The organism is Sneathiella sp., assembly GCF_029233945.1.
In the GTDB taxonomy this organism is placed as follows: Bacteria; Pseudomonadota; Alphaproteobacteria; order Sneathiellales; family Sneathiellaceae; genus Sneathiella.
The window spans coordinates 1-20385 of the sequence record NZ_JARGOQ010000009.1 but is presented as its reverse complement, the minus strand read 5'-3'; the positions used below and the strand labels follow the sequence as shown (position 1 = coordinate 20385).

Genomic DNA, 20385 nt, shown 5'->3' with positions numbered 1-20385 from the left:
GTCAGTGCCCCTCCCCTTGCGCGACCATATCCGCCGACACCGCTTTTTTCTCTTTCAGGAAGATGGAAGGAATACGCGTCGAAATCAGACCACGCGGACGCCAGATCATGATGACCACCATGGCGAGGCCAAATATCAGCATCCGGAATTGCTCTGCCTCCCGGAAGATCTCAAACCCGCCGATCATGGCGATAGAGGCAATCACTACACCGACTTGCGATCCCATGCCGCCAAGAACCACGATTGCCAGAATCAGGGCGGATTCGATAAAGGTGAAACTTTCCGGTGAGATAAACCCCTGCCGCGTCGCAAAGAAGGAACCGGCGAAACCGGCGAACATACCGCCGATGGCGAAGGCCGTGAGTTTCACGGATGTTGTATTGAGCCCAAGCGACCGGCAGGCAATCTCATCCTCGCGCAAGGCCTCCCACGCGCGACCGATCGGCAGGCGGCGGAGGCGGTTGGTTACAAAATTGGTAAGAAGCGCCAATGCGAGGATCAGGAAGTACATAAAGACAATGCGATGGATCGATGAATAATCGAGACCAAAAAAGTCCGCGAAACCGCCTTCCCTGCGCGTAAATTCCAGACCGAAAAAGCTTGGGCGGGGAATACCGGAAAGCCCATCGGGGCCGCCCGTGAACTGATACCAGTTGAGCAGGACGATGCGAATAATCTCCCCGAATGCAAGTGTCACAATAGCAAGATAGTCACCGCGCAACCGCAAAACAGGAAACCCGAGAATAATCCCCCAGAATGCTGCCAATATCCCGGCGAGCGGAAGACACATCCAGAAAGAAAATCCGAAATACTGCGCGAGCAGAGCATAGGAATAGGCCCCAATCGCATAAAAGGCCACATAGCCAAGATCAAGCAACCCGGCCAGCCCGACCACAATATTCAAGCCCCAGCCAAGCATGACATAGGTCAGGATCAATATGCTCAGGTCGAGGAGATAACGATCGGTAAAGGGGAGAAAAGGAAAAACCAGCGCAAATATAAGCATCGTCGGCGCGAATCCCTTGCCCACCTTCGCGGAAATCTTCGCCACGCCCGACTTGATGCTTGTTGGCATTTCAACAGCCGACGTACCGGCGGGCTTGCTCCAGAAGAAAAGCCAGAGGAGCAATCGCCCAACAACCACAGCGGCGATCACATAAAAGGCAACATCATACCGGACCTCCAGCCGCAGGCCGCCTGCCGCAGACACAGTGCGAAACGCAATTGTCGAGCCAAAAATTGCCGTCGCAATCAGTGCTGTCACAATGAGGTCTTTGGTTACCTTGGGAATATCCAGATGCCTGCCGGGCTGCGGGCCGCTGTTTGCTGTGTCCGTCATTATACTTTTTCCACCTCTGGCTTACCAAGCAGGCCTTGCGGCAGAAAGATCAACACAATTGCCAGCATGGAGAAGGCGGCGACATCCTTATATTCGATTGAGAAATAGGCCGACCAGAAAGTCTCAATAAGACCAATAACCAATCCCCCGAGCATGGCCCCCGGGAGCGATCCGATACCGCCAAGCACGGCAGCAGTAAATGCCTTCACCCCGGCGACAAAGCCGATAAAGAAATCAATGACGCCATAGTAGAGCAAGAACATCAGGCCCGCGACAGCGGCCAGCGCCGCCCCCATAACGAATGTCATAGAGATTGTCCGGTCAACATTGATACCGAGGAGGGAGGCCATCTTGCGGTCCTGCTCGCAGGCGCGCTGTGCCCGGCCCAAGGATGTCTTGGCGATGATGAGGGAGAAAATCGTCATCAAAATGATGGTCACGGTGATGATCAAAATCTGCATATTGGACAGCTGAACAGTGAACCCATCGGCCCGTGTCATCAGAGTATAGCCATTTTCAATAAGCGGCTGCAGCGGTTTCACGCGGGCACCTTGCGTGATCTGGATGTAGTTCTGAAGGACAATGGAGATGCCGATGGCTGTAATCAGCGGCGCCAACCGGAATGAGCCGCGAAGGGGGCGATAGGCCAGCCGCTCGGTCGTCCAGCCGAAGACGGAGGCGATCACCATGGAGGTTACAAGAACGAGAATTAACGCCAGAATGGTCAAGCCGAGTCCCGTGGACACAGTCAACCCAAGCGCCGTGATGACAATGAGTGCGATAAACGAGCTCACCATGAAAATGTCACCATGAGCGAAGTTGATCATGCCGATGATTCCATAAACCATCGTGTAACCAATCGCGATAAGGCCATAGATCGACCCCAGCGTGATCCCATTGATCAATTGCTGTAAAAAATATTCCATCAAGCTCCCCCCGGAGACGAAAACCGCCGAAATGCAGGACAGTTCTTCCATACCCTAAATCGACAGTAATTACTGTCGTTGTGGATCCCGACCCTCTCCCTTCCAAAAAGCTGATCCAAGTACCCAGCAATATCACCGTATGACAGACATATGACAGACGCAAGAGGGATTAATTTTTATAAAATAGTATATTAGCAATACTTGGCTTCATCCGGATCGACGATACCCGGACATCATAATAGTCACGGCATGAGTATGAGCCGAATGAGAAACGCAACGCTGCCGACGGCCAGAACACCCAGCACCCATAGAGCGATAAACCAGAGATACTGCCGCCACCGAACGGACATCAGTGATATCCGCCTTCCTTATCCACTTTCCCCCGAAACACCCAATAGCTGTAGATGGTGTAAGCGAGAATTATCGGCACCAGAAAAATCGTCCCCACGATGAGAAAATGCAGGCTTTTTTCCGGGGCAGCCGCGGCCCAGATGGTCAGGTCCGGCGGCACCATACGCGGATAGAAACTAATCCCGATACCAATGTAGCAGAGCAGAAATATCCCGTGAGCCGCAAAAAACGGGCGAATGTCATGATGGCGCTTTAGCCCCAGAAACAGCACAGAGGCACAAATCGCCAACAGGAAAGGGACAATGATGCTGAAGACAAGATTTGCCCCTTCAAACCATCTATGGTGATATTGCGCATCAAGAAACGGGGTCGCGATACTGACAATGCCAATCAAAGCAAGAGTTCCGATGCCCGACACCATGGCAAATTTACGAGCGGTATTCTGCAGTTCCCCCTCGGTTTTCATGACCAGCCATGTCGCCCCCAGAAGCGTATATCCCACGACAAGGGATACACCGGTCAGCAATGAAAACGGCGTCAGCCAGTCAAGGCGGCCACCAGCATAGCTCCGATCCACAACCTCAATCCCCTGAATAAGCGCGCCCAGGCATATCCCTTGGGCCAAAGTGGCCACAATGGACCCAAAGGCGAAGGACCGATCCCACCAGATACGATTCTTCTCGGACGCGCGCCAGCGGAACTCGAAGGCGACCCCCCGGAAGATGAGACCCAGCAACATGGCAATAATCGGGATATAAAGGGCGGGCAGAACAACCGCATAGGCAAGCGGAAAGACAGCAAGCAATCCCCCTCCACCCAGGACGAGCCAGGTTTCATTCCCGTCCCAGATCGGCGCGACGGAATTCATCATCACATCGCGATGGCCCGTTTCTTCCGCAACCAGCGGAAAGAGGATGCCGACCCCGAGATCAAATCCATCAAGCGACACATAAGCCAGAATCGCGAAGGCAATAATCGCGGCCCAGATCAGTGGTAGGTCAAATTCCAACATGCTTTTTCCTTCCCCGCGTCAAGATTCGGAGCGATCAAGAGTTGAGGGTGCACCCGTCATGCCGGACGCCCGCTTCAGGCTGGTGGACGCAGTCTCCGAGACGGTTTCCGGGGTTTTCGCCATAAGCCGCAACATGTAGTAAACGCCCGCGCCAAACAGGACAAAATAGACAACGATAAACGCAATTAACGTTCCGCCAACTTCCACCGCATTTAACGGAGAGGCGCTGTCCGCCGTTCGCAATAAACCATAAACCGTCCAGGGCTGACGCCCCGCTTCCGTCGTGACCCAACCACAGAGTACGGCCACAAAGCCAATCGGCCCTGCGGCCACTGCGGCCCGGGCGAGCCAGCGATCCTCATAAAATCGGCCCTGATGGCGCCGAAGCAAGCTCCACATCCCGATGAAGAGCATAATCATGCCGATTCCAACCATGATCCGGAAGGCCCAGAAAATAAGAAATGTGTTCGGCCAGTCTTCTCTGGGGAAGGATTCAAGGCCCTGTAGCTCACCATCCCAGCTATGAGTGAGGATAAGAGACCCCAGCCTTGGCACCTCAATCGTATAGAGAGTCTTTGCCTCTTCATTATCCGGAATACCGAATAGAAGGAGCGGCGCTCCCTTTACATTCTTATAATGCCCTTCGATCGCCGCAATCTTGGCCGGCTGATGCTCCAGGGTGTTCAACCCATGCTGATCGCCCGCGATGATCTGGATTGGCGTCACAATCGCCGCCATCCACATTGCCATTGAAAACATTAGCCGGGCGTTCTTGCTGGCCTTGTCTTTCAGCAAATGAAAAGCACCGACAGCACCAACGACAAAGGCTGTCGTCAAATACGCCGCCAGCACCATATGGACGAGCCGGTAGGGGAAAGACGGATTGAAGATCACATTAAACCAGTCGTCCGGGACAAACTGGCCTGCTGCATTGATGATATGACCAGTGGGCGTCTGCATCCAGGAATTGACAGAGAGAATCCAGAAGGCAGAGAAGAGAGTGCCTGCCGCTACCATAAGCGTCGCAAAAAAATGGAGCCCGGACCCGACCCGCTTCTGGCCAAACAGCATGATGCCAAGGAAGCCTGCCTCAAGGAAAAAGGCAGACATAACCTCATAGCCCATGAGTGGCCCGATCACTGGCCCTGCTTTATCAGAAAAGACGGACCAGTTCGTGCCGAACTGATAGGCCATCACAATGCCGGACACTACCCCCATACCAAAACCAACAGCGAAAATTGTCTTCCAGTAATTGAAGACCTCTAGATATCGCTCTTCCTTTTTCCAGAGCCACATGCCTTCAAGCACAGCAAGGTAGCTGGCCAGTCCAATAGAAAATGCCGGGAAAATAATATGAAACGACACTGTAAAGGCGAATTGCATTCGCGCGAGATCGATTGCGTCAATGCCAAACATGCTGCCCTACTCCGCACACTCCAAGATGCGGACAGACTAGCATTTCTTCAGGCGTTGTCAGGTGTTTTTGCACGCGCTGCGACAAATTGCTGCAAACTGGTTGAAATATCAGTGCGAACGATATGGCGGTCGGTGAGAGATTCGAACTCTCGAAGGGCATTCACCCTTACCGGTTTTCGAGACCGGCGCATTCAACCACTCTGCCAACCGACCGCATTTGCATTTTTCGCATAGAGGCTTATTTTGTACCAAGTTTACGCTCAAAATCCGTGGAAAGCGGCTTGTAGCGCATGGGATTTGGTGGCGCAAGAGCAGAATGCATCAAAAACTTCAGATCCGCGCTTGAATCAGGTTGACTTCGCCCTCTCCATGGATATATTGCGCCCTTCAATTGCGGTGCGCTAGGAATTAGGTCTTGGCGGCCCATTCAACATGTTCGAAACGGATCAGCCATGTTTGCAGTGATCAAAACCGGCGGCAAGCAATATAAAGTCGCCAAAGACGATGTCATCAAGGTGGAACGCCTGGCAGGTGAAGCCGGTGACAGCGTTCAGCTCGATGAAGTTCTGGCCATTTCAGGTGATGACGGCGCGTTGACCATTGGTGCGCCGCTTCTCGACGGTGCCGTTGTTTCGGCAACCCTGCTGGAGCAGGCACGTGCCGACAAGATTGTTGTCTTCAAGAAGAAGCGTCGGCAGAACTACCGCCGCAAGGCCGGGCACCGCCAGGACCTGTCCGTTCTGAGAATCACGGATATCGCCGCCAAGGGCGCGAAGAAGGCAACTGCCAAGAAAGCAGCTCCGAAGAAGGAAGCTGAAGCAAAAGCTGCTGCTCCCGCAAAGGAAGAGAAGGCCGAAGCCGCACCGAAGAAAGCAGCTCCGAAAAAGGCCCCTGCCAAAAAGGCCGCCCCGAAGGCCGCGGCTGAAAAGAAAGCACCTGCAAAGAAAGCAGCGCCCAAAAAGGCAGCCGCAAAGAAAACCGAGGAGTAAGCTAGATGGCACATAAAAAAGCTGGCGGTTCATCCCGCAACGGTCGCGACTCAGCTGGTCGCCGCCTTGGCATCAAGAAATATGGTGGCGAAAAAGTTATTCCAGGCAACATCATTCTGCGCCAGCGCGGCACCAAATGGTACCCGGGCGACAATGTAGGCATGGGCAAGGACCACACCATCTTCGCTGTTATCGATGGTAATGTAAAATTTACCAAGAAAAGCGGCGGAAAGATCTATGTATCCGTGGAACAGCAGGCATAACGCCCGCTTCTAACGGTTAGAAGATTGAAGAAGGGGAATGGTTCGGCCATTCCCCTTTTTTGTTTTAAATGACGCGCGGATTATATCTGGCGTTGAGAGAAGGCAAGCGACAGCGTTATGAAATTTCTCGATCAAGCGAAAGTGTTTCTTCGCTCCGGCAACGGAGGGCCCGGCGCGCTCAGTTTCCGGCGCGAAAAATTTATCGAGTTCGGCGGCCCGAACGGCGGCGATGGTGGCCGGGGTGGCTCAGTCATTGTTGAATGCGTTGAAGGCCTCAATACGCTGATCGATTACCGCTATCAGCAGCATTTCAAGGCAAAGAGTGGCGGCCACGGTATGGGGCGCGACCGGACCGGTGCCGCAGCAGCCGATATGATTATGAAAGTTCCTGTCGGAACGCAGGTTTTTGAAGAAGACAATGAAACCCTGATTGCTGACCTGACGGAAGTCGGGCAGCGGATAGTTCTTTGCAAGGGCGGGGATGGTGGACGCGGGAATGCCGCTTTTAAAACCGCAACAAATCGCGCACCGCGTAAAATCGAACCCGGCTGGCCCGGTGAAGAACGCTGGATCTGGCTGCGCCTCAAACTGATTGCGGATGTCGGACTGGTGGGATTGCCCAACGCAGGCAAATCGACTTTTTTGAGTGTCACAAGCCGCGCCAAACCAAAGATTGCAGATTATCCCTTTACCACACTTGTTCCGCAGCTTGGCGTCGTTGCCGCCGGGGAGCGGGAATTTGTCCTTGCCGATATTCCGGGCCTGATCGAGGGCGCGTCGGAAGGCGTGGGACTCGGCCATCGCTTCCTTGGGCATGTGGAACGGTGCCGCGTTCTTCTGCATCTGATCGACGCAACTGAAGAGGATGTCGTCACCTCCTACAAGACGATCCGGGGAGAGCTTACGGCCTATGATGAGGGCCTTGCGGCGAAGCCCGAGATTATTGCGCTCAATAAGATGGATTCGGTGACCGAAGAAGAGCTGGAAGAAAAAATCAACGCGATCAAGGATATTTCAGGAAAGCCCGTTCATGTAATATCCGCCGTGATTGGCGAAAATGTCGAGCCCTTGCTTTTCGCGCTCTTAAAAATCGTGGATGAAAGCAAGGCGGAGGAAAAGGCTGAACAAGACGCTGAAGAAAAACTGCTGGCCGGAGAAGAACCGACAACATGGCGTCCCTGATCAACAGATTCACCCGTGCAAAACGCGTTGTCGTCAAGATTGGCTCTTCCCTTCTAGTCGACAGCGCTACGGGCCAGCTGCGCCGGGACTGGCTGACAGCACTCAGCCAGGATGTCGCTCGAATGCGGGAACGCGGGCAGGACGTGCTGATCGTTTCCAGTGGCTCCATCGCCATGGGTCGCCATGTGCTGGGTTTGAAAAATACCCCCCTCCGGCTGGAGGAAAGTCAGGCCGCGGCGGCAACCGGCCAGATTCAGCTCGCCCATGCCTATCAGGAAATACTCGGGCTTGAAAAAATTCAGGTCGCGCAAATCCTCCTCACGCCCGGAGATACGGAGGAGCGCCGCCGCTATCTCAACGCCCGGAGCACAATTACCACCCTCCTCTCACTCGGCGCCCTGCCCGTTGTGAACGAGAATGACTCTGTCGCGACGAGCGAAATCCGCTATGGCGATAACGACCGCCTTGCCGCCCGCGTGGCGCAGATGATATCCGCGGATTGCCTCGTTCTGCTGAGCGATGTCGACGGCCTTTACACCGCCGATCCAAAGGGAGATGCGGATGCAAAATTCATTCGGGAAGTCAAAGACCTCGACAGCCATATCCTTGCCATGGCCAGCAAGACAAAAACCGATGTCGGCCGTGGCGGCATGGAAACCAAACTGAAAGCGGCGCAGATCGCCATGGCGGCGGGCTGCAATATGTTTATTACAAGCGGTACGGTTATGCATCCGCTAAAAGCATTGGAGGACGGTGCGCTATCTACTTGCTTTATCGCCCATGAAACGCCCCGCAAGGCCCGCAAGAAATGGATCGCGGCCAGTCTTTCATCTCGCGGTCAGCTGGCAATCGACAAAGGTGCGGAAAAAGCACTCAAATCAGGGAAAAGCCTGCTCCCCGCGGGGGTGACCAAAGTGAATGGTCCGTTCGAGCGGGGCGATCTTGTGACCGTCGTGAATATGGACGGAGAGGAGCTCGGGCGCGGTCTGGTTGCCTATTCGTCTGATGATGCACAATATATCATTGGGCATAAAAGTAGTGAGATTGCCGAAATTCTCGGCTATTCTGGCCGCGACGAGATGATTCACCGGGATGAACTTGCGTTAAACTAATCCGATAAACGGGAAGCAAAAAATGACAGCACAGCCTCAGATCAGCAACAGCGGTGACATTGCCCGCATGATGGAAGAGTTGGGTCGCGGCGCACGAAAGGCCGCAAGTGAGCTGTCCCTTGCCCCAACGGATACAAAGAACAAGGCCCTCCGCAAAGCGGCCAATGCCCTGCGCGCGCGTAAAGATGAGATCATGGCCGCGAACACCAAGGACATGTCCACCGCCCGCAGTAAAGGAATCTCGGCCGCGCTTCTCGATCGGTTAGAGCTAAACGACACACGGATCGAGGCCATGGCGGAAGGTCTTGAGGCCATTGCAGAGCTAACAGACCCTGTTGGTGATGTCATCGCTGAATGGGATCGACCCAACGGGTTGCAGATTTCGCGGGTGCGCGTACCCTTGGGTGTCATCGGGATCATCTATGAATCCCGCCCCAACGTCACGGCGGATGCGGGGAGCCTCTGCCTCAAGTCCGGAAATGCCTGCATCCTGCGCGGCGGCTCGGAAAGCTATCATTCCAGCCGTGCCATCTGGTCCTGCCTGCAAGACGGGCTTGCCGCCGCCGGACTTCCCGTGGAAGCGATCCAGATGATCCCGACAACCGATCGGGCCGCCGTCGGCGAACTGCTGAGGATGTCCGATTATGTGGACGTAATCGTTCCCCGCGGTGGCCGCAACCTGATCGAACGGGTACAGAAGGAAAGCCGCATTCCCGTCTTTTCCCATCTTGAGGGGCTGGTTCATATATATATCGATGAAAAAGCTGACCCGGAAAAAGCGCATGACATTGTGCTCAATTCAAAAATGCGCCGGGTAAGTGTCTGTGGCGCTCTTGAAACCCTGCTTGTCAATCGCGCAGTGGCTAAGGAGCAACTGCCCGCTATTCTCGACGACCTGATTGCAACCGGATGCGATGTACGTGGCGATGAAGACGTTCAAACGTTGGACAGCCGTGTCACGCCCGCAACGGAGGAAGACTGGCGCACTGAATATCTGGAGCCGATCCTCTCCATTCGCATCGTCGATGATCTGGAGGCGGCGATCCACCATATCGAGACCTATGGCTCCCATCACACCGATTGTATCATCACCGAAGATAATCATGCAGCCGCTGAGTTTATGCGAAAGGTGGATAGCGCAATTGTTCTTCACAATGCCTCGACCCAGTTCGCGGACGGCGGAGAGTTCGGCATGGGCGCGGAAATCGGGATCTCCACCGGCAAGATGCATGCGCGCGGCCCCGTCGGTGTTGAGCAGCTCACCAGCTTTAAATATATCGTCAAGGGCACCGGCCAGACCCGGCCCTGACAGTTTCATGAGAACACAAAAAATCGGATTGCTGGGTGGATCGTTCAACCCCGCCCATGACGGGCACCGTCAGATCAGCCTGGCGGCGCTTCGTCTTCTCAATCTCGATCAGATTTGGTGGCTCGTTTCCCCGCAAAATCCGTTAAAGTCATCTGAAGGTATGGCGGAATTTGAAGACCGGATGATGGCGGCAGAAAAGATCGCCCATCATCCTAAAATCCATATTTCCGATTTTGAGGCGCGGATCGGGGAGCAAAGAACCGCGCGCACTATCGCTGCCCTTAAAGTGACTTATCCGCAACATAAATTTGTCTGGCTTATGGGGGCTGACAATATGATCCAGCTACCAGCATGGCAACAATGGCAACAGATCATGGAAATGGTCCCGATTGCGATTTTCAACCGGCCCGGATATACCTATAAGGCCTTGAACGGAAAGGTTGCCTCTATGTATCGAAAGAGCCGTGTTTTGAACACGCTTCACGGGGATTACCGCCGTCAACTTGCGGAATTGCCGCCACCGGCTTGGGCATTTCTGCCCGAAACGGCGTTTAACCTAAGCAGTACGCAAATAAGAAATTATCATGACAGCGTAGGAAATACTTGCTCTTGAGCCAAAAAATTCCCAAATTAGGTGTGTAAGGACGAAACATGATCATTACTTTTTGGAGAATAATTGATCCCTATTATGAAAGCTAACAAAGCTGTAGTTGCTAAACTCCGCGATCTCGTTGAAAAAACACTGAACGACGACAAAGCGGAAGATCTCATCTCTATCGACCTTGCCGGAAAAACCTCCTTCGCTGATTACATGGTTATTGCCAATGGCCGCTCCACCCGTCAGGTGGCGGCGATGGCTAGCCATTTGAAAGAGCGGATCAAGGAGGAAGGTTTCGGTTCGGTCCGGATGGAGGGGCAAACCGGCGGTGACTGGATACTGGTCGATGCCGGCGATGTCATCGTTCATCTTTTTAGACCGGAAGTTCGGAATTTTTATAACCTGGAGAAAATCTGGGCCCCGGATATTCCGATGGAAATGATCAGCTAACCCTTTTTAAGGGCTAGGTTTCTACGCTTGAAGGATAAGGGGATGCGCCTTGTTATTGCCAGCGTCGGCAGATTTCGGGGCGGTCCGCTGCAGGCGATGTATTCCGAATATGCGGGCCGCCTGCCCTGGCCGATTGACTTGAAGGAAGTCGAGGAAAAGAAGCCGCTCAAAGGGGAAAAGCGCAAAAGCCGCGAAGCGGAGCTTTTGATGAGTGCCGTCCCGGACGGCTCGATTCTTATTGCCCTTGATGAAAAGGGTAAAGGCATGACAAGCTCGGAATTTGCGAAAATGCTCGGACAATATGCCGATGACGGCGTGCAGTCGGTATCCTTCCTGATTGGCGGGGCGGATGGTCATAGCAAGGAAACCCTGGCAAAGGCCGACAGATTACTCTCCCTTGGCGCCATGACATGGCCGCATTTGATGGTCCGGGGCCTGCTGGCGGAGCAGCTTTACCGGGCCTCCTCGATTTTGGCGAATCATCCCTATCATCGCGCATGATTATAATGGAATCTTAATTTTAACGGGACTATAAAGACGGTTATGAAAAGCCATAGTGATCATTCTTATACTCCACGTCCCGTTATGCTCTGTATTCTTGACGGCTGGGGCCATAGCGAAACGAACGTCGATAACGCCATCACCGCCGGAAATACCCCGAATTGGGACCGTATGGTAGCGACGCAGCCGCATAGCCTGCTTGGGACGTCTGGCGCGGATGTCGGCCTCCCGGATGGACAGATGGGCAACTCCGAGGTCGGGCATATGACCATCGGCAGCGGTCGGATTATCCTTCAGGACCTACCCCGCATCAATCACGAGATTGAAACCGGCGCCCTGGCGCAAAACCCGGGACTATTGGATGTTATTGCCAAGCTGAAAACATCGGGTGGCCGCTGTCATATCGCGGGCTTGCTTTCCCCCGGCGGCGTACATTCCCATCAGGACCATATGATAGCACTCGCCAAAATCATGGATGATGCGGGCATTGACGTTTGCCTCCATGGCTTCATGGATGGTCGCGATACCCCGCCGACAAGTGGCGCTGACTACACGAGAGACATTGTGAAACAGCTCGGCACCCTCAATCACGCAGGCATTGCCACTCTTGTCGGGCGTTATTTTGCCATGGACCGCGACACCAATTGGGATCGTGTCGAGAAAGCCTACAATGCTATTTTTTCTGCTAAAGGCGAGAAATTCACCGACCCAATTGCAGCGCTGGAGCACGCGTATGAGTCAGGTGAAACCGATGAATTTTTCCAGCCGCATATCGCAGACGGATACGATGGCCTGCAGGACGGAGATGCCTTCATCATGGCAAATTTCCGTGCCGACCGCGCACGGGAGCTTCTTACCGCAATCACTGATGACGGATTTAGCGGTTTCAAGCGAGCAAAACGGCCGAATTTGGCGACTATCAAGGGAATGGTTGAATATTCGACAGAGCTTTCCAACTCTATTCCTGCCCTGTTCCCGCCGATCGAGGTAAGGCATACGCTGGGTGAAGTGGCCGCAACTGCCGGCAAGACACAGCTTCGGATTGCGGAAACCGAGAAATACGCCCATGTCACCTTTTTCCTGAATGGCGGGGAAGAACAGGTCTATAATGGGGAGGAACGCCTTCTGATTCCCAGCCCGAAGGTTGCAACCTATGACTTAAAGCCGGAAATGTCTGCGTTTGAAGTCCGGGACAGCCTTATAGAAGCCATTCAATCTGAAAAATTTGACCTGATCGTCGTTAATTTCGCCAATCCGGACATGGTTGGCCATACAGGCGTGATGGAGGCCGCAATCAAAGCGGTTGAAGTGATCGACGACTGTATCGGCAAGCTGGCCAAGGCAATCGAAGACGTTGGCGGGGCGATGATGATTACCGCCGATCACGGTAATATAGAGGTTATGCGCGACCCGAAAACACAGGCGCCCTACACGTCGCATACAACGAACCTTGTACCTTTCGTACTCGCCGTGGGGCCCGAAGGCGCATCCGTTAAAGATGGCACACTTGCCGATCTTGCACCAACGGTTCTAAATCTTATGGGCTTGGATATCCCCTCGGAAATGACCGGTACAAATCTTGTGCATGTGAGGGAGGGGCTGGAAAAAGACCGTGTTGCGTCCTGAGTTCAGTTTTTTTCGTTTGCGTCGGGTTTCGTGGCGTATCACCTGCGGGTTTCTCGGGTTGTCACTCCTGCTGCCTGTAGCCTCTTGGGCGGCGTCCCCGGACACCGATCTCGAGAAATTGCGACAAGCGCTGGCGGATGCGGAAACCCGGCAGGAAAGCTTCTCCAGCCAACTGGATAATCTCGGCGGTGAAATCAAGGTTCTCAAGCAAAGGCTTGTTACGGCTGGTCGCAACCTCACCCTGCTTGACCAAGATCTCGTTGACGTGGAAGAACGGCTTGATCAAATCCGGCAGGTAGAGGATGAAACGTTCCAGAATCTTTCCAAAAGGAATGCTGATCTCGCCGTCATGCTCTCTGCCCTTGTCAATCTCAGCCGCCAACCGGAAGGGACACTGATGGGGAACCCGAGCGGGCTGGTAGATAGCTTGCGCGCCTCTTCCTTGTTGCAATCCATATTGCCAAAACTGAAAAAAGAGGCGGATCAACTGTCTGCCCAGCTTGACACCCTGGCAAGCCTCCGTGCGCAATATGCCACCGAAAGGGAGGAATTCACCGCGCTACGCGAAAAACGTATCGCCGAGCAAGATAAGCTTGATCAATTGCTCGCCGAGAAACGCGCTGCACAGAAAGAAATTGCCGCGGCAAACAAAACCGAACAGCAACGGCTTCAAAAACTGGCGGCAAATGTCCGTGATACGGAAACTCTCATGCAGCGGTTGGAAGAAGACAAGGCGCGACAACGAGCCGCCGAACAGGCAAGGCTTCAACGGGAAATAGCCGAACGAGAAAAAGAGATGCAAGCCCGCGCCGCGCAAGAGGCAGAAAACGCGAAGAACTCAGCGAATGAAGTCGTCCTAAAAAGACCGGCCATATCGCCGAAGCTTGCCAATATTGGCCGCGCACGCCATTTCATAGAGGCGAAAGGCTTGCTCCCCTTACCTGTTGGTGGCCGGATCATAACGAAATATGATGAAAGTGATCAGGCGGGCCATGAAAAGGGAATTGTTATCGAAACCCGCGCGCAGGCGGCGGTCATCTCGCCTTTTGATGGTCAGATTGCCTTCGCCGGCCCTTTCCGGCACTATGGATTATTGCTGATCATTGACCATGGTGATGGATATCATACACTGCTGTCTGGAATGGGCTCTATTGACGGATCGGTCGGACAATTATTGCTGGCCGGTGAACCGGTGGGCCAGATGAAAAAGAGTAGTAAAGAAAACCCAAAGCTCTATATGGAGCTTAGAAACAACGGTGCGCCCATTGACCCTGTCCCCTGGTTAATGGCGGAGAATAGAAAGGTTAGCGGATAATGAGACAGTTTGTAACAGGAGTGTTGGCCGCGTCGGTACTCATATTGTCGGTCGCCATTATTGCGACACCGGATGACCGCGTGGAAGCCAGTTCCGAAACCTATCGCCAACTGAATTTGTTTGGCGATGTTTTTGCAAAAATCCGCGAGGATTATGTTGAAGAGGTCGATGACGAAAAGCTGATCGAAGCGGCGATTAACGGCATGCTCAGCTCTCTCGATCCGCATTCGAGCTATCTCAATCCGAAAAATTATGACGGCATGAAAGTACAGACCCGTGGTAAGTTCGGCGGACTTGGGATTGAGGTCACCATGGAAAATGGCCTGGTCAAAGTTGTTGCGCCGATCGACGATACGCCCGCGGCCAAGGCAGGCGTTCTTGCAGGCGACTATATTACCCATCTTGATGACGAGGCCGTGCTGGGCCTCACGCTTGCCGAAGCGGTTGAGAGAATGCGCGGACTGGTCGACACAGACCTCAAACTCACCATCCGCCGCGCAGGTGAGAAGGAACCGCTTGATATTACCTTGACCCGCGCCATCATAACCGTGCAGTCCGTTCGCGGTCGGCTTGAGGATGATGATATCCTCTATGTTCGGGTTTCCAGCTTTACCGAACAAACCGATGATGGCCTTCGCAAGACGATTAATCGATTGAAAGAAGAGGCCGACGGCAATTTCAAGGGCCTTATTCTTGATCTTCGTAACAATCCCGGCGGACTGCTCGATCAGGCAATCGCGGTCTCGGATGACTTCCTTGAAAAAGGCGAGATTGTCTCTACCCGGGGCCGCAAGGCAGACGATGCGCAGCGGTACAATGCGAAACCGGATGACATCGTCGATGGCAAGCCGATTGTCGTCCTGATCAACGGCGGTTCCGCTAGTGCGTCTGAAATTGTAGCCGGCGCCCTTCAGGACCATGGCCGCGCTGTTATCCTTGGCACAAAAAGCTTCGGTAAGGGCTCTGTGCAGACAATCGTTCCATTGCAGGGGAATGGGGCCATGCGGATGACAACGGCGCGCTACTACACGCCATCGGGAACGTCTATTCAAGCCAAGGGCATCGTCCCGGATATCGAAGTGGAACAGGCGAAGCTTGAAGTTCTGGAATCCACCGGAGGCCGGTCCGAGGCGGATTTGCGGAACCACCTTGAAAATGGGGATGAAGCGGAATCTTCTGCGGACGGCGCGGTAGAAGCGGCGATTGAAGAGGAAATTCTCGACTATCAACTGCTTCGCGCGAAAGATCTGTTAAAAGGTGTCTGGCTTTTTGCAAAAAAGGATGCGAAATAAGTAGCTATACATCTTAGTCCTTCCGGCGAGTTAGTCTGTATCCGGCAACATCGCTTGCGCCGGCAGGATTAAAAACACCGGCGGATTACTGTGGGAAAGCTGAAAACAGACGATACTTCAAAACCGACACCGAAGAACAAGGTGTCGGTTTTATTTATGCTCTCTCTGGCCGTTATTCTTGCCGTTATTGGCATTAGTAGCTGGAGCTTTTTTGGCAAGCATAACGACAAGCACGCTGCCCCCGTTATAACGGCCAGCACCGCGATTGACGCATCGGTTGAGGCAATACCGCAACTGCCGCCAGAGAGCGATATCACAGAGACGCCGACAGATATCTCTACGGAGGAAGCCTCCGCAAGCATTGCGCCTGAGCCGGTCGCGCCAGTGCCCGCATCCCCCCAGGTTACGACACCACCCCCAGATCCGGAAGAACTGGCTGACGTGATGGTTGACGCTCCAGAGAGCTTACCATCACCAACCGATATCGTTCCACTCCACTCTGCTACTGATGAAGAGACTGACACCGAGAGTATCAATCAACCTGAACTTCCTGCTCCGTCAACCGAGCCCGAAGTTACGGAGCATATTTTAACGCCCGTCGATAAGCCCGGCGAGAATGAAATAGAAACATCAGAAGAAACACTAAAAAACCTCCCGCCCCCAACACTGCCCATACCTCAGGACGAGGCAAGCGAATTGGAGCAAGAGACAACAAAAACGGCTGAAGAACCCGATGCAAAGTCGGAGGAAATCATATCTTCAGGGATAATCCCTCCCTGGCGGGCATATGCCGCGGCTTTCAACTATGCGGACGACCGCCCTCGTATCGCGATTGTGATCAGCGAGGCGGGTGTAAATCCCTCCCGCGCGCGCGAGGCTATTGAAAGTCTTCCTGCCGCTGTGACGCTGGGATTTAATCCATATGGCCAGAACCTGCAAGAACTGGTCGATCAGGCGCGCGATGCGGGACATGAAGTGCTTCTCCAGCTGCCGATGGAACCTGTGGGCTATCCACGAATTGATCCGGGACCGCAAGCCATGAGAACAGATCTGGACGAAGGCGAGAACCTCGCGCGCCTTGATTGGGCTCTTGACCGGTTCACGGGGTATGCCGGCGTCACCAACCAGATGGGGTCGAAGTTCACGGCAACGACCAACAGCATTCGGCCCGTTTTGACAGTTCTTAAGGAAAAAGCGGTTTTCTATCTGGATAGCCGGACGGCCAGCAATAGTGTAGCGGCAGAAATCGCCGATGACCTGGACATTCCTGTTGCCATCAACAACCGATTTCTGGATCATAAGGCCGATGCCGCCCTTATTGATGTGCGTCTCGCAGAACTGGAATCAATCGCCCAAAGGACAGGATCAGCCATCGGGATAGCCTATCCTCACAGCGAAACATTCCGGCATTTGTCGGACTGGGCCGGTACATTGGATCAGAAAGGGCTGGTTCTGGCACCCGTGTCAGCCCTTATCAAAAGGCAAGAATAGTCATGACTGAAACAGCTTCCAGAGAAGATCTTCCCTACCGGCCCTGTGCGGGCATGATGGTTCTGAACACAAAAAGGCAGGTGTTCGTCGGCCGGCGGATCGATATGGTCACGGAGCATTGGCAAATGCCTCAAGGCGGGATCGATCCGGGAGAAGACCCTTTTCAGGCCGCTGTTCGCGAGCTTGACGAAGAAATCGGCACCCGGAATGTCGAGCTTATTCACAGCCTGGATGAATGGCTGACGTATGATTTACCGAAAAACCTGATCGGCAAAGTCTGGAAGGGAAAATATCGCGGCCAAAAGCAAAAATGGTTCCTGTTTCGATATCTGGGGAAGGATCATGACATCAATATCGAAACACAGCATCCTGAATTCGCTGAGTGGAAATGGGCTGAATTTTCGGAACTACCAAGCCTGATCGTTCCATTTAAGCGTGATCTTTATGAGACAATTTTACAGAAATTTTCCCCATACATCTGATTTTCGACGTGAAAATGGCAACCGATTACCACAATCTGTGGGAAATAAACTAAATATGTGCCGATAAATCCCAATATATAGTATTTATCTTCTTGACAAAGAATTCGCATGTTATCTGGTTGTCTTTCCATTTAAGATACGATTATAATCTTAACCAATTGTTAACTGTATTTAAATGCGTATAGTTAATGACTATGGTTAATTTTTTGATCAGGTAGCTGACGTGCTGCTCGTTATTTACTTTTGTTGCTAATTTAGAATTTAGCTGGTTGCAAAACATGTGCACTACCAGTAGGTTATTTAAAAAATGTCCAGTAATCGTTTAGTGAGCGTAATATGAAACATTATGAAGAGCTTACCGGGGGCGAGGGTAGACGCGTTTTTTATCGCGCCGAACGATTTAACGCAAAGACCCTGATGAGCAGCATTTCGCCCGTCATCAAGGTCGACGATAAAGCCTTTGATTTATTCGATATCAGCATGAGCGGAATTAGCTTTGTTAGTCCGCAGAATTTTTCCTGGCTTGAAGAGATGAACAAGGACGTTCCCCTCAAGCTAAATCTGGGAACGACAGAGATCTTTGTCGGAAATGGCAAAATCCGCCGTATTGAACCGCACGAGAGCCAACATAAAGTCGCCATTGAGCTCACTAAGGGATTTCTCGACATACAGAAAATCCTGGATCAGCATGACGATCTCGCCCTCCAGCAGGCGGTTACCGTCGGACTGGCGGATCAATCGCATCTGGTGCCGGCAACTTACAAGGAAGCAATCGGCGATGCCGTCTATATGCTCCGCTCCATTCACAAGGTGCTGGATAAGGTCGAGAAAGACCTCAATCCGGAAGATTCCCGGCGCGACGAACGAATAAAGGACATTATCCTTGCCTGCGAGACGAAGGCCTTGGCCCGCTGGAAAGAGATTTCCCAAAAATGCCTGAAGATCACCAAAGAACTTGGCGATGACGAGGCGGTAATCGCGGCGACCAAGACATATACGGAATTGGTTCTGACGCCAGAATTACTACCGGGCGCGAGCTGGAACAGGGCATACATGAAGCCACTCGGGTACCCGGGTGATTATCAGGTCATGAACTATGCCTATAACCTCAGCTTGGAAGGGGATACAGCTTACGCTAAGTTTTGCCATCGGCTCGGCACCTCTACAGGTGAATTTATCACGACACGCATGACCATGACTAAGCAGGCCATCGCCAAGCTGAGCAACAGGGCGGCGGAAAGAGGCCAGAAAAGCTTCAGGGTTGCGAGCCTTGGTTGCGGACCGGCGCAGGAAGTCGCGAATTTCCTAAAATCGATGGCGCCACCATTAAATATGGAATTTACCCTGATCGATCAGGATCATGACGCCCTTTCATATGCCTATAACAGTACCTATCCGCAGGTTGCCCGTTTGGAAGGCAAAGCGTCCGTCAAGTGCCTGCATGCGACATTCCTCGAATTTTTGGCCACGGGCAAACTGTTCCGGAAGTTGGAAAAGCAGGACCTTATCTATGCTGTCGGTCTTGCCGATTACCTCGGCAAGAAAAGGGCGACAAGGATGGTCGACGACCTTTACGCCAATCTCGTCCCCGGCGGAACACTGATCATTGGCTGCATGAAAACTTCTGACACGAGCCTGGAATGGCAGGTCGAGTATGCCGTCGACTGGACTTTGGTGCATCGTACAGAAGAAGAAATGCGAGACCTTGCACATAATCTTGATAGTGAAGCTACTCGGGAAATTGCCGTTGATTCAACAGGTCACTGCCATCTGTTGATCGTCACCAAGCCGCTGTAATCTTCCCACGATTGAGAACAGAGGCTATGCTGCCTGCCGTCCACTCCTAGACCTGTACAAGCAACTTTTTGTTTTCATCGCCAGAAAGGTGATTGATCATTCTTTCTTTTGGGAATTCAACGATGGCAACAGTGCCTTCTCCCAGCTGGCTATCCAGCGTGATGGTCCCGCTATGCAGTTCCATAATATTCTTGGTAAGCGGCAAGCCGAGACCTGTTCCCTCGTAATTTCGTGCCATCGAGCCTTCAATCTGCACGAAGGGAGCGAAGACCTTTTCAATATTCTCCGGATCGATGCCAATGCCGGTATCCTTAATCCGGATGGCAAGGTTACCGGACGCCATTTCCTCGAAGCTGATCGCCACAGCCCCGCCTTTATGGGTAAATTTCACGGCGTTGGAAAAGAGGTTGAGAAACACCTGCGCCAACAGGCGCGGATCGCCAGTCATGTGATAGTCATGCGCCGGTATATCAAAGGCAAGGCGTACACCACGTTCTGCCGCATGATCGCGAATGATCCGCAAGGTGGAATTGACAATATCGACAACAGCTACATCCTCTTCTTGCAAGATCAGCTTGCCGGCCTCTGCTTTCGAAAGATCGAGAATGTCGTTGATGATACTCAGAAGATGCTGTCCGCTGACGTTAATATCCTTGGAGTATTCCTTGTATTGCTCCCTGCCGAGGGGGCCGAACATCTCTTTTTCCAGAATTTCGGAAAATCCAATAATCGCGTTGAGCGGTGTCCGTAATTCATGAGACATGATGGCGAGAAATTCAGATTTCGAATGGTTGGCCGCCTGCGCTTTTTCAGCGAGAACATCACTCTTCATCCGTTCGTCATCGAGCATCTGCATATTGATGAAGTCTTTCCGCCGCGCGAGTTCCTGGATATAACTTGCGAAAATGCTCATAGCGGCGGCGCAGACAAGGAA

20 protein-coding genes and 1 tRNA gene are annotated in these 20385 nt (G+C 53.0%); 14 read left to right on the top strand and 7 right to left on the bottom strand.

The features are described from left to right. Position 1: 1 nt before the first annotated feature. The 6 genes from livM to P1U71_RS04675 form a co-directional block, all read right to left on the bottom strand. Positions 2–1339, bottom strand: a complete 1338-nt coding sequence (gene livM / locus P1U71_RS04695; protein ID WP_301104394.1) for a high-affinity branched-chain amino acid ABC transporter permease LivM — start codon at positions 1337–1339, stop codon at positions 2–4. Continuing rightward, entirely contained in the window at positions 1339–2265 is a 927-nt protein-coding gene (locus P1U71_RS04690) for a branched-chain amino acid ABC transporter permease LivH (protein ID WP_301104393.1), read from the bottom strand. Before P1U71_RS04690 ends, livM begins: the two co-directional genes overlap by 1 nt. A gap of 242 nt (positions 2266–2507) precedes the next feature. After that, positions 2508–2615: a DUF2474 domain-containing protein gene (locus P1U71_RS17995; RefSeq protein WP_367281122.1), complete on the bottom strand. Its 108-nt coding sequence runs from the start codon at positions 2613–2615 to the stop codon at positions 2508–2510. After that, the gene (gene cydB, locus P1U71_RS04685) at positions 2615–3625 is read right to left on the bottom strand and encodes a cytochrome d ubiquinol oxidase subunit II (protein ID WP_367281124.1); all 1011 of its coding nucleotides are present in this window, start codon (positions 3623–3625) and stop codon (positions 2615–2617) included. Before cydB ends, P1U71_RS17995 begins: the two co-directional genes overlap by 1 nt. A 21-nt stretch (positions 3626–3646) precedes the next feature. Next, a complete protein-coding gene (locus P1U71_RS04680) occupies positions 3647–5044 on the bottom strand; it encodes a cytochrome ubiquinol oxidase subunit I (protein ID WP_301104391.1) in 1398 nt (465 codons plus the stop codon). A gap of 123 nt (positions 5045–5167) precedes the next feature. Next, positions 5168–5257 (bottom strand) — tRNA-Ser (locus tag P1U71_RS04675). A 239-nt stretch (positions 5258–5496) separates the two neighbouring features. Here P1U71_RS04675 and rplU point away from each other — a divergent pair. The 14 genes from rplU (at position 5497) to P1U71_RS04605 (ending at position 19451) form a co-directional block, all read left to right on the top strand. Then, positions 5497–6033 (top strand): 50S ribosomal protein L21, encoded by a 537-nt coding sequence (gene rplU, locus P1U71_RS17990; RefSeq protein WP_367281121.1) that lies wholly within the window; start codon positions 5497–5499, stop codon positions 6031–6033. A gap of 5 nt (positions 6034–6038) precedes the next feature. Beyond that, positions 6039–6296, top strand: a complete 258-nt coding sequence (rpmA, locus tag P1U71_RS04665) for a 50S ribosomal protein L27 (RefSeq protein ID WP_161313885.1) — start codon at positions 6039–6041, stop codon at positions 6294–6296. 117 nt (positions 6297–6413) lie between these two features. Then, positions 6414–7478 carry a GTPase ObgE gene (gene obgE / locus P1U71_RS04660; protein WP_301104390.1) on the top strand — a complete coding sequence of 355 codons (1065 nt, stop codon included), beginning with the start codon at positions 6414–6416 and terminating at the stop codon, positions 7476–7478. Continuing rightward, on the top strand, positions 7466–8590 hold the full coding sequence (gene proB, locus P1U71_RS04655; RefSeq protein ID WP_301104389.1) for a glutamate 5-kinase: 1125 nt from the start codon (positions 7466–7468) through the stop codon (positions 8588–8590). Before obgE ends, proB begins: the two co-directional genes overlap by 13 nt. Before the next feature lie 22 nt (positions 8591–8612). Continuing rightward, entirely contained in the window at positions 8613–9899 is a 1287-nt protein-coding gene (locus P1U71_RS04650) for a glutamate-5-semialdehyde dehydrogenase (protein WP_301104388.1), read from the top strand. A gap of 7 nt (positions 9900–9906) precedes the next feature. Beyond that, on the top strand, positions 9907–10512 hold the full coding sequence (locus P1U71_RS04645) for a nicotinate-nucleotide adenylyltransferase (RefSeq protein WP_301104387.1): 606 nt from the start codon (positions 9907–9909) through the stop codon (positions 10510–10512). 75 nt (positions 10513–10587) lie between these two features. Next, positions 10588–10947 carry a ribosome silencing factor gene (gene rsfS / locus P1U71_RS04640; RefSeq protein WP_301104386.1) on the top strand — a complete coding sequence of 120 codons (360 nt, stop codon included), beginning with the start codon at positions 10588–10590 and terminating at the stop codon, positions 10945–10947. A 42-nt stretch (positions 10948–10989) separates the two neighbouring features. Then, positions 10990–11448, top strand: coding sequence for a 23S rRNA (pseudouridine(1915)-N(3))-methyltransferase RlmH (rlmH, locus tag P1U71_RS04635; RefSeq protein WP_301104385.1), 459 nt, complete (start codon positions 10990–10992; stop codon positions 11446–11448). A gap of 42 nt (positions 11449–11490) precedes the next feature. Continuing rightward, positions 11491–13074 (top strand): 2,3-bisphosphoglycerate-independent phosphoglycerate mutase, encoded by a 1584-nt coding sequence (gene gpmI, locus P1U71_RS04630; protein WP_301104384.1) that lies wholly within the window; start codon positions 11491–11493, stop codon positions 13072–13074. Beyond that, positions 13061–14389: a peptidoglycan DD-metalloendopeptidase family protein gene (locus tag P1U71_RS04625; protein ID WP_301104383.1), complete on the top strand. Its 1329-nt coding sequence runs from the start codon at positions 13061–13063 to the stop codon at positions 14387–14389. The genes gpmI and P1U71_RS04625 overlap by 14 nt, the downstream gene beginning before the upstream one ends. Continuing rightward, positions 14389–15681, top strand: a complete 1293-nt coding sequence (locus tag P1U71_RS04620) for a S41 family peptidase (protein ID WP_301104382.1) — start codon at positions 14389–14391, stop codon at positions 15679–15681. Before P1U71_RS04625 ends, P1U71_RS04620 begins: the two co-directional genes overlap by 1 nt. A gap of 90 nt (positions 15682–15771) precedes the next feature. Further along, the gene (locus tag P1U71_RS04615) at positions 15772–17172 is read left to right on the top strand and encodes a divergent polysaccharide deacetylase family protein (RefSeq protein ID WP_301104381.1); all 1401 of its coding nucleotides are present in this window, start codon (positions 15772–15774) and stop codon (positions 17170–17172) included. Positions 17173–17174: 2 nt separating this feature from the next. Next, positions 17175–17654, top strand: coding sequence for an RNA pyrophosphohydrolase (locus tag P1U71_RS04610; protein ID WP_301104380.1), 480 nt, complete (start codon positions 17175–17177; stop codon positions 17652–17654). 336 nt (positions 17655–17990) lie between these two features. Beyond that, positions 17991–19451: a PilZ domain-containing protein gene (locus P1U71_RS04605; RefSeq protein ID WP_301104379.1), complete on the top strand. Its 1461-nt coding sequence runs from the start codon at positions 17991–17993 to the stop codon at positions 19449–19451. A gap of 46 nt (positions 19452–19497) precedes the next feature. On the opposite strand, the gene P1U71_RS04600 is transcribed toward P1U71_RS04605, so the two are convergent. Further along, the coding region (locus P1U71_RS04600) for a HAMP domain-containing sensor histidine kinase (protein WP_301104378.1) at positions 19498–20385 on the bottom strand (888 nt) is incomplete at its 5' end.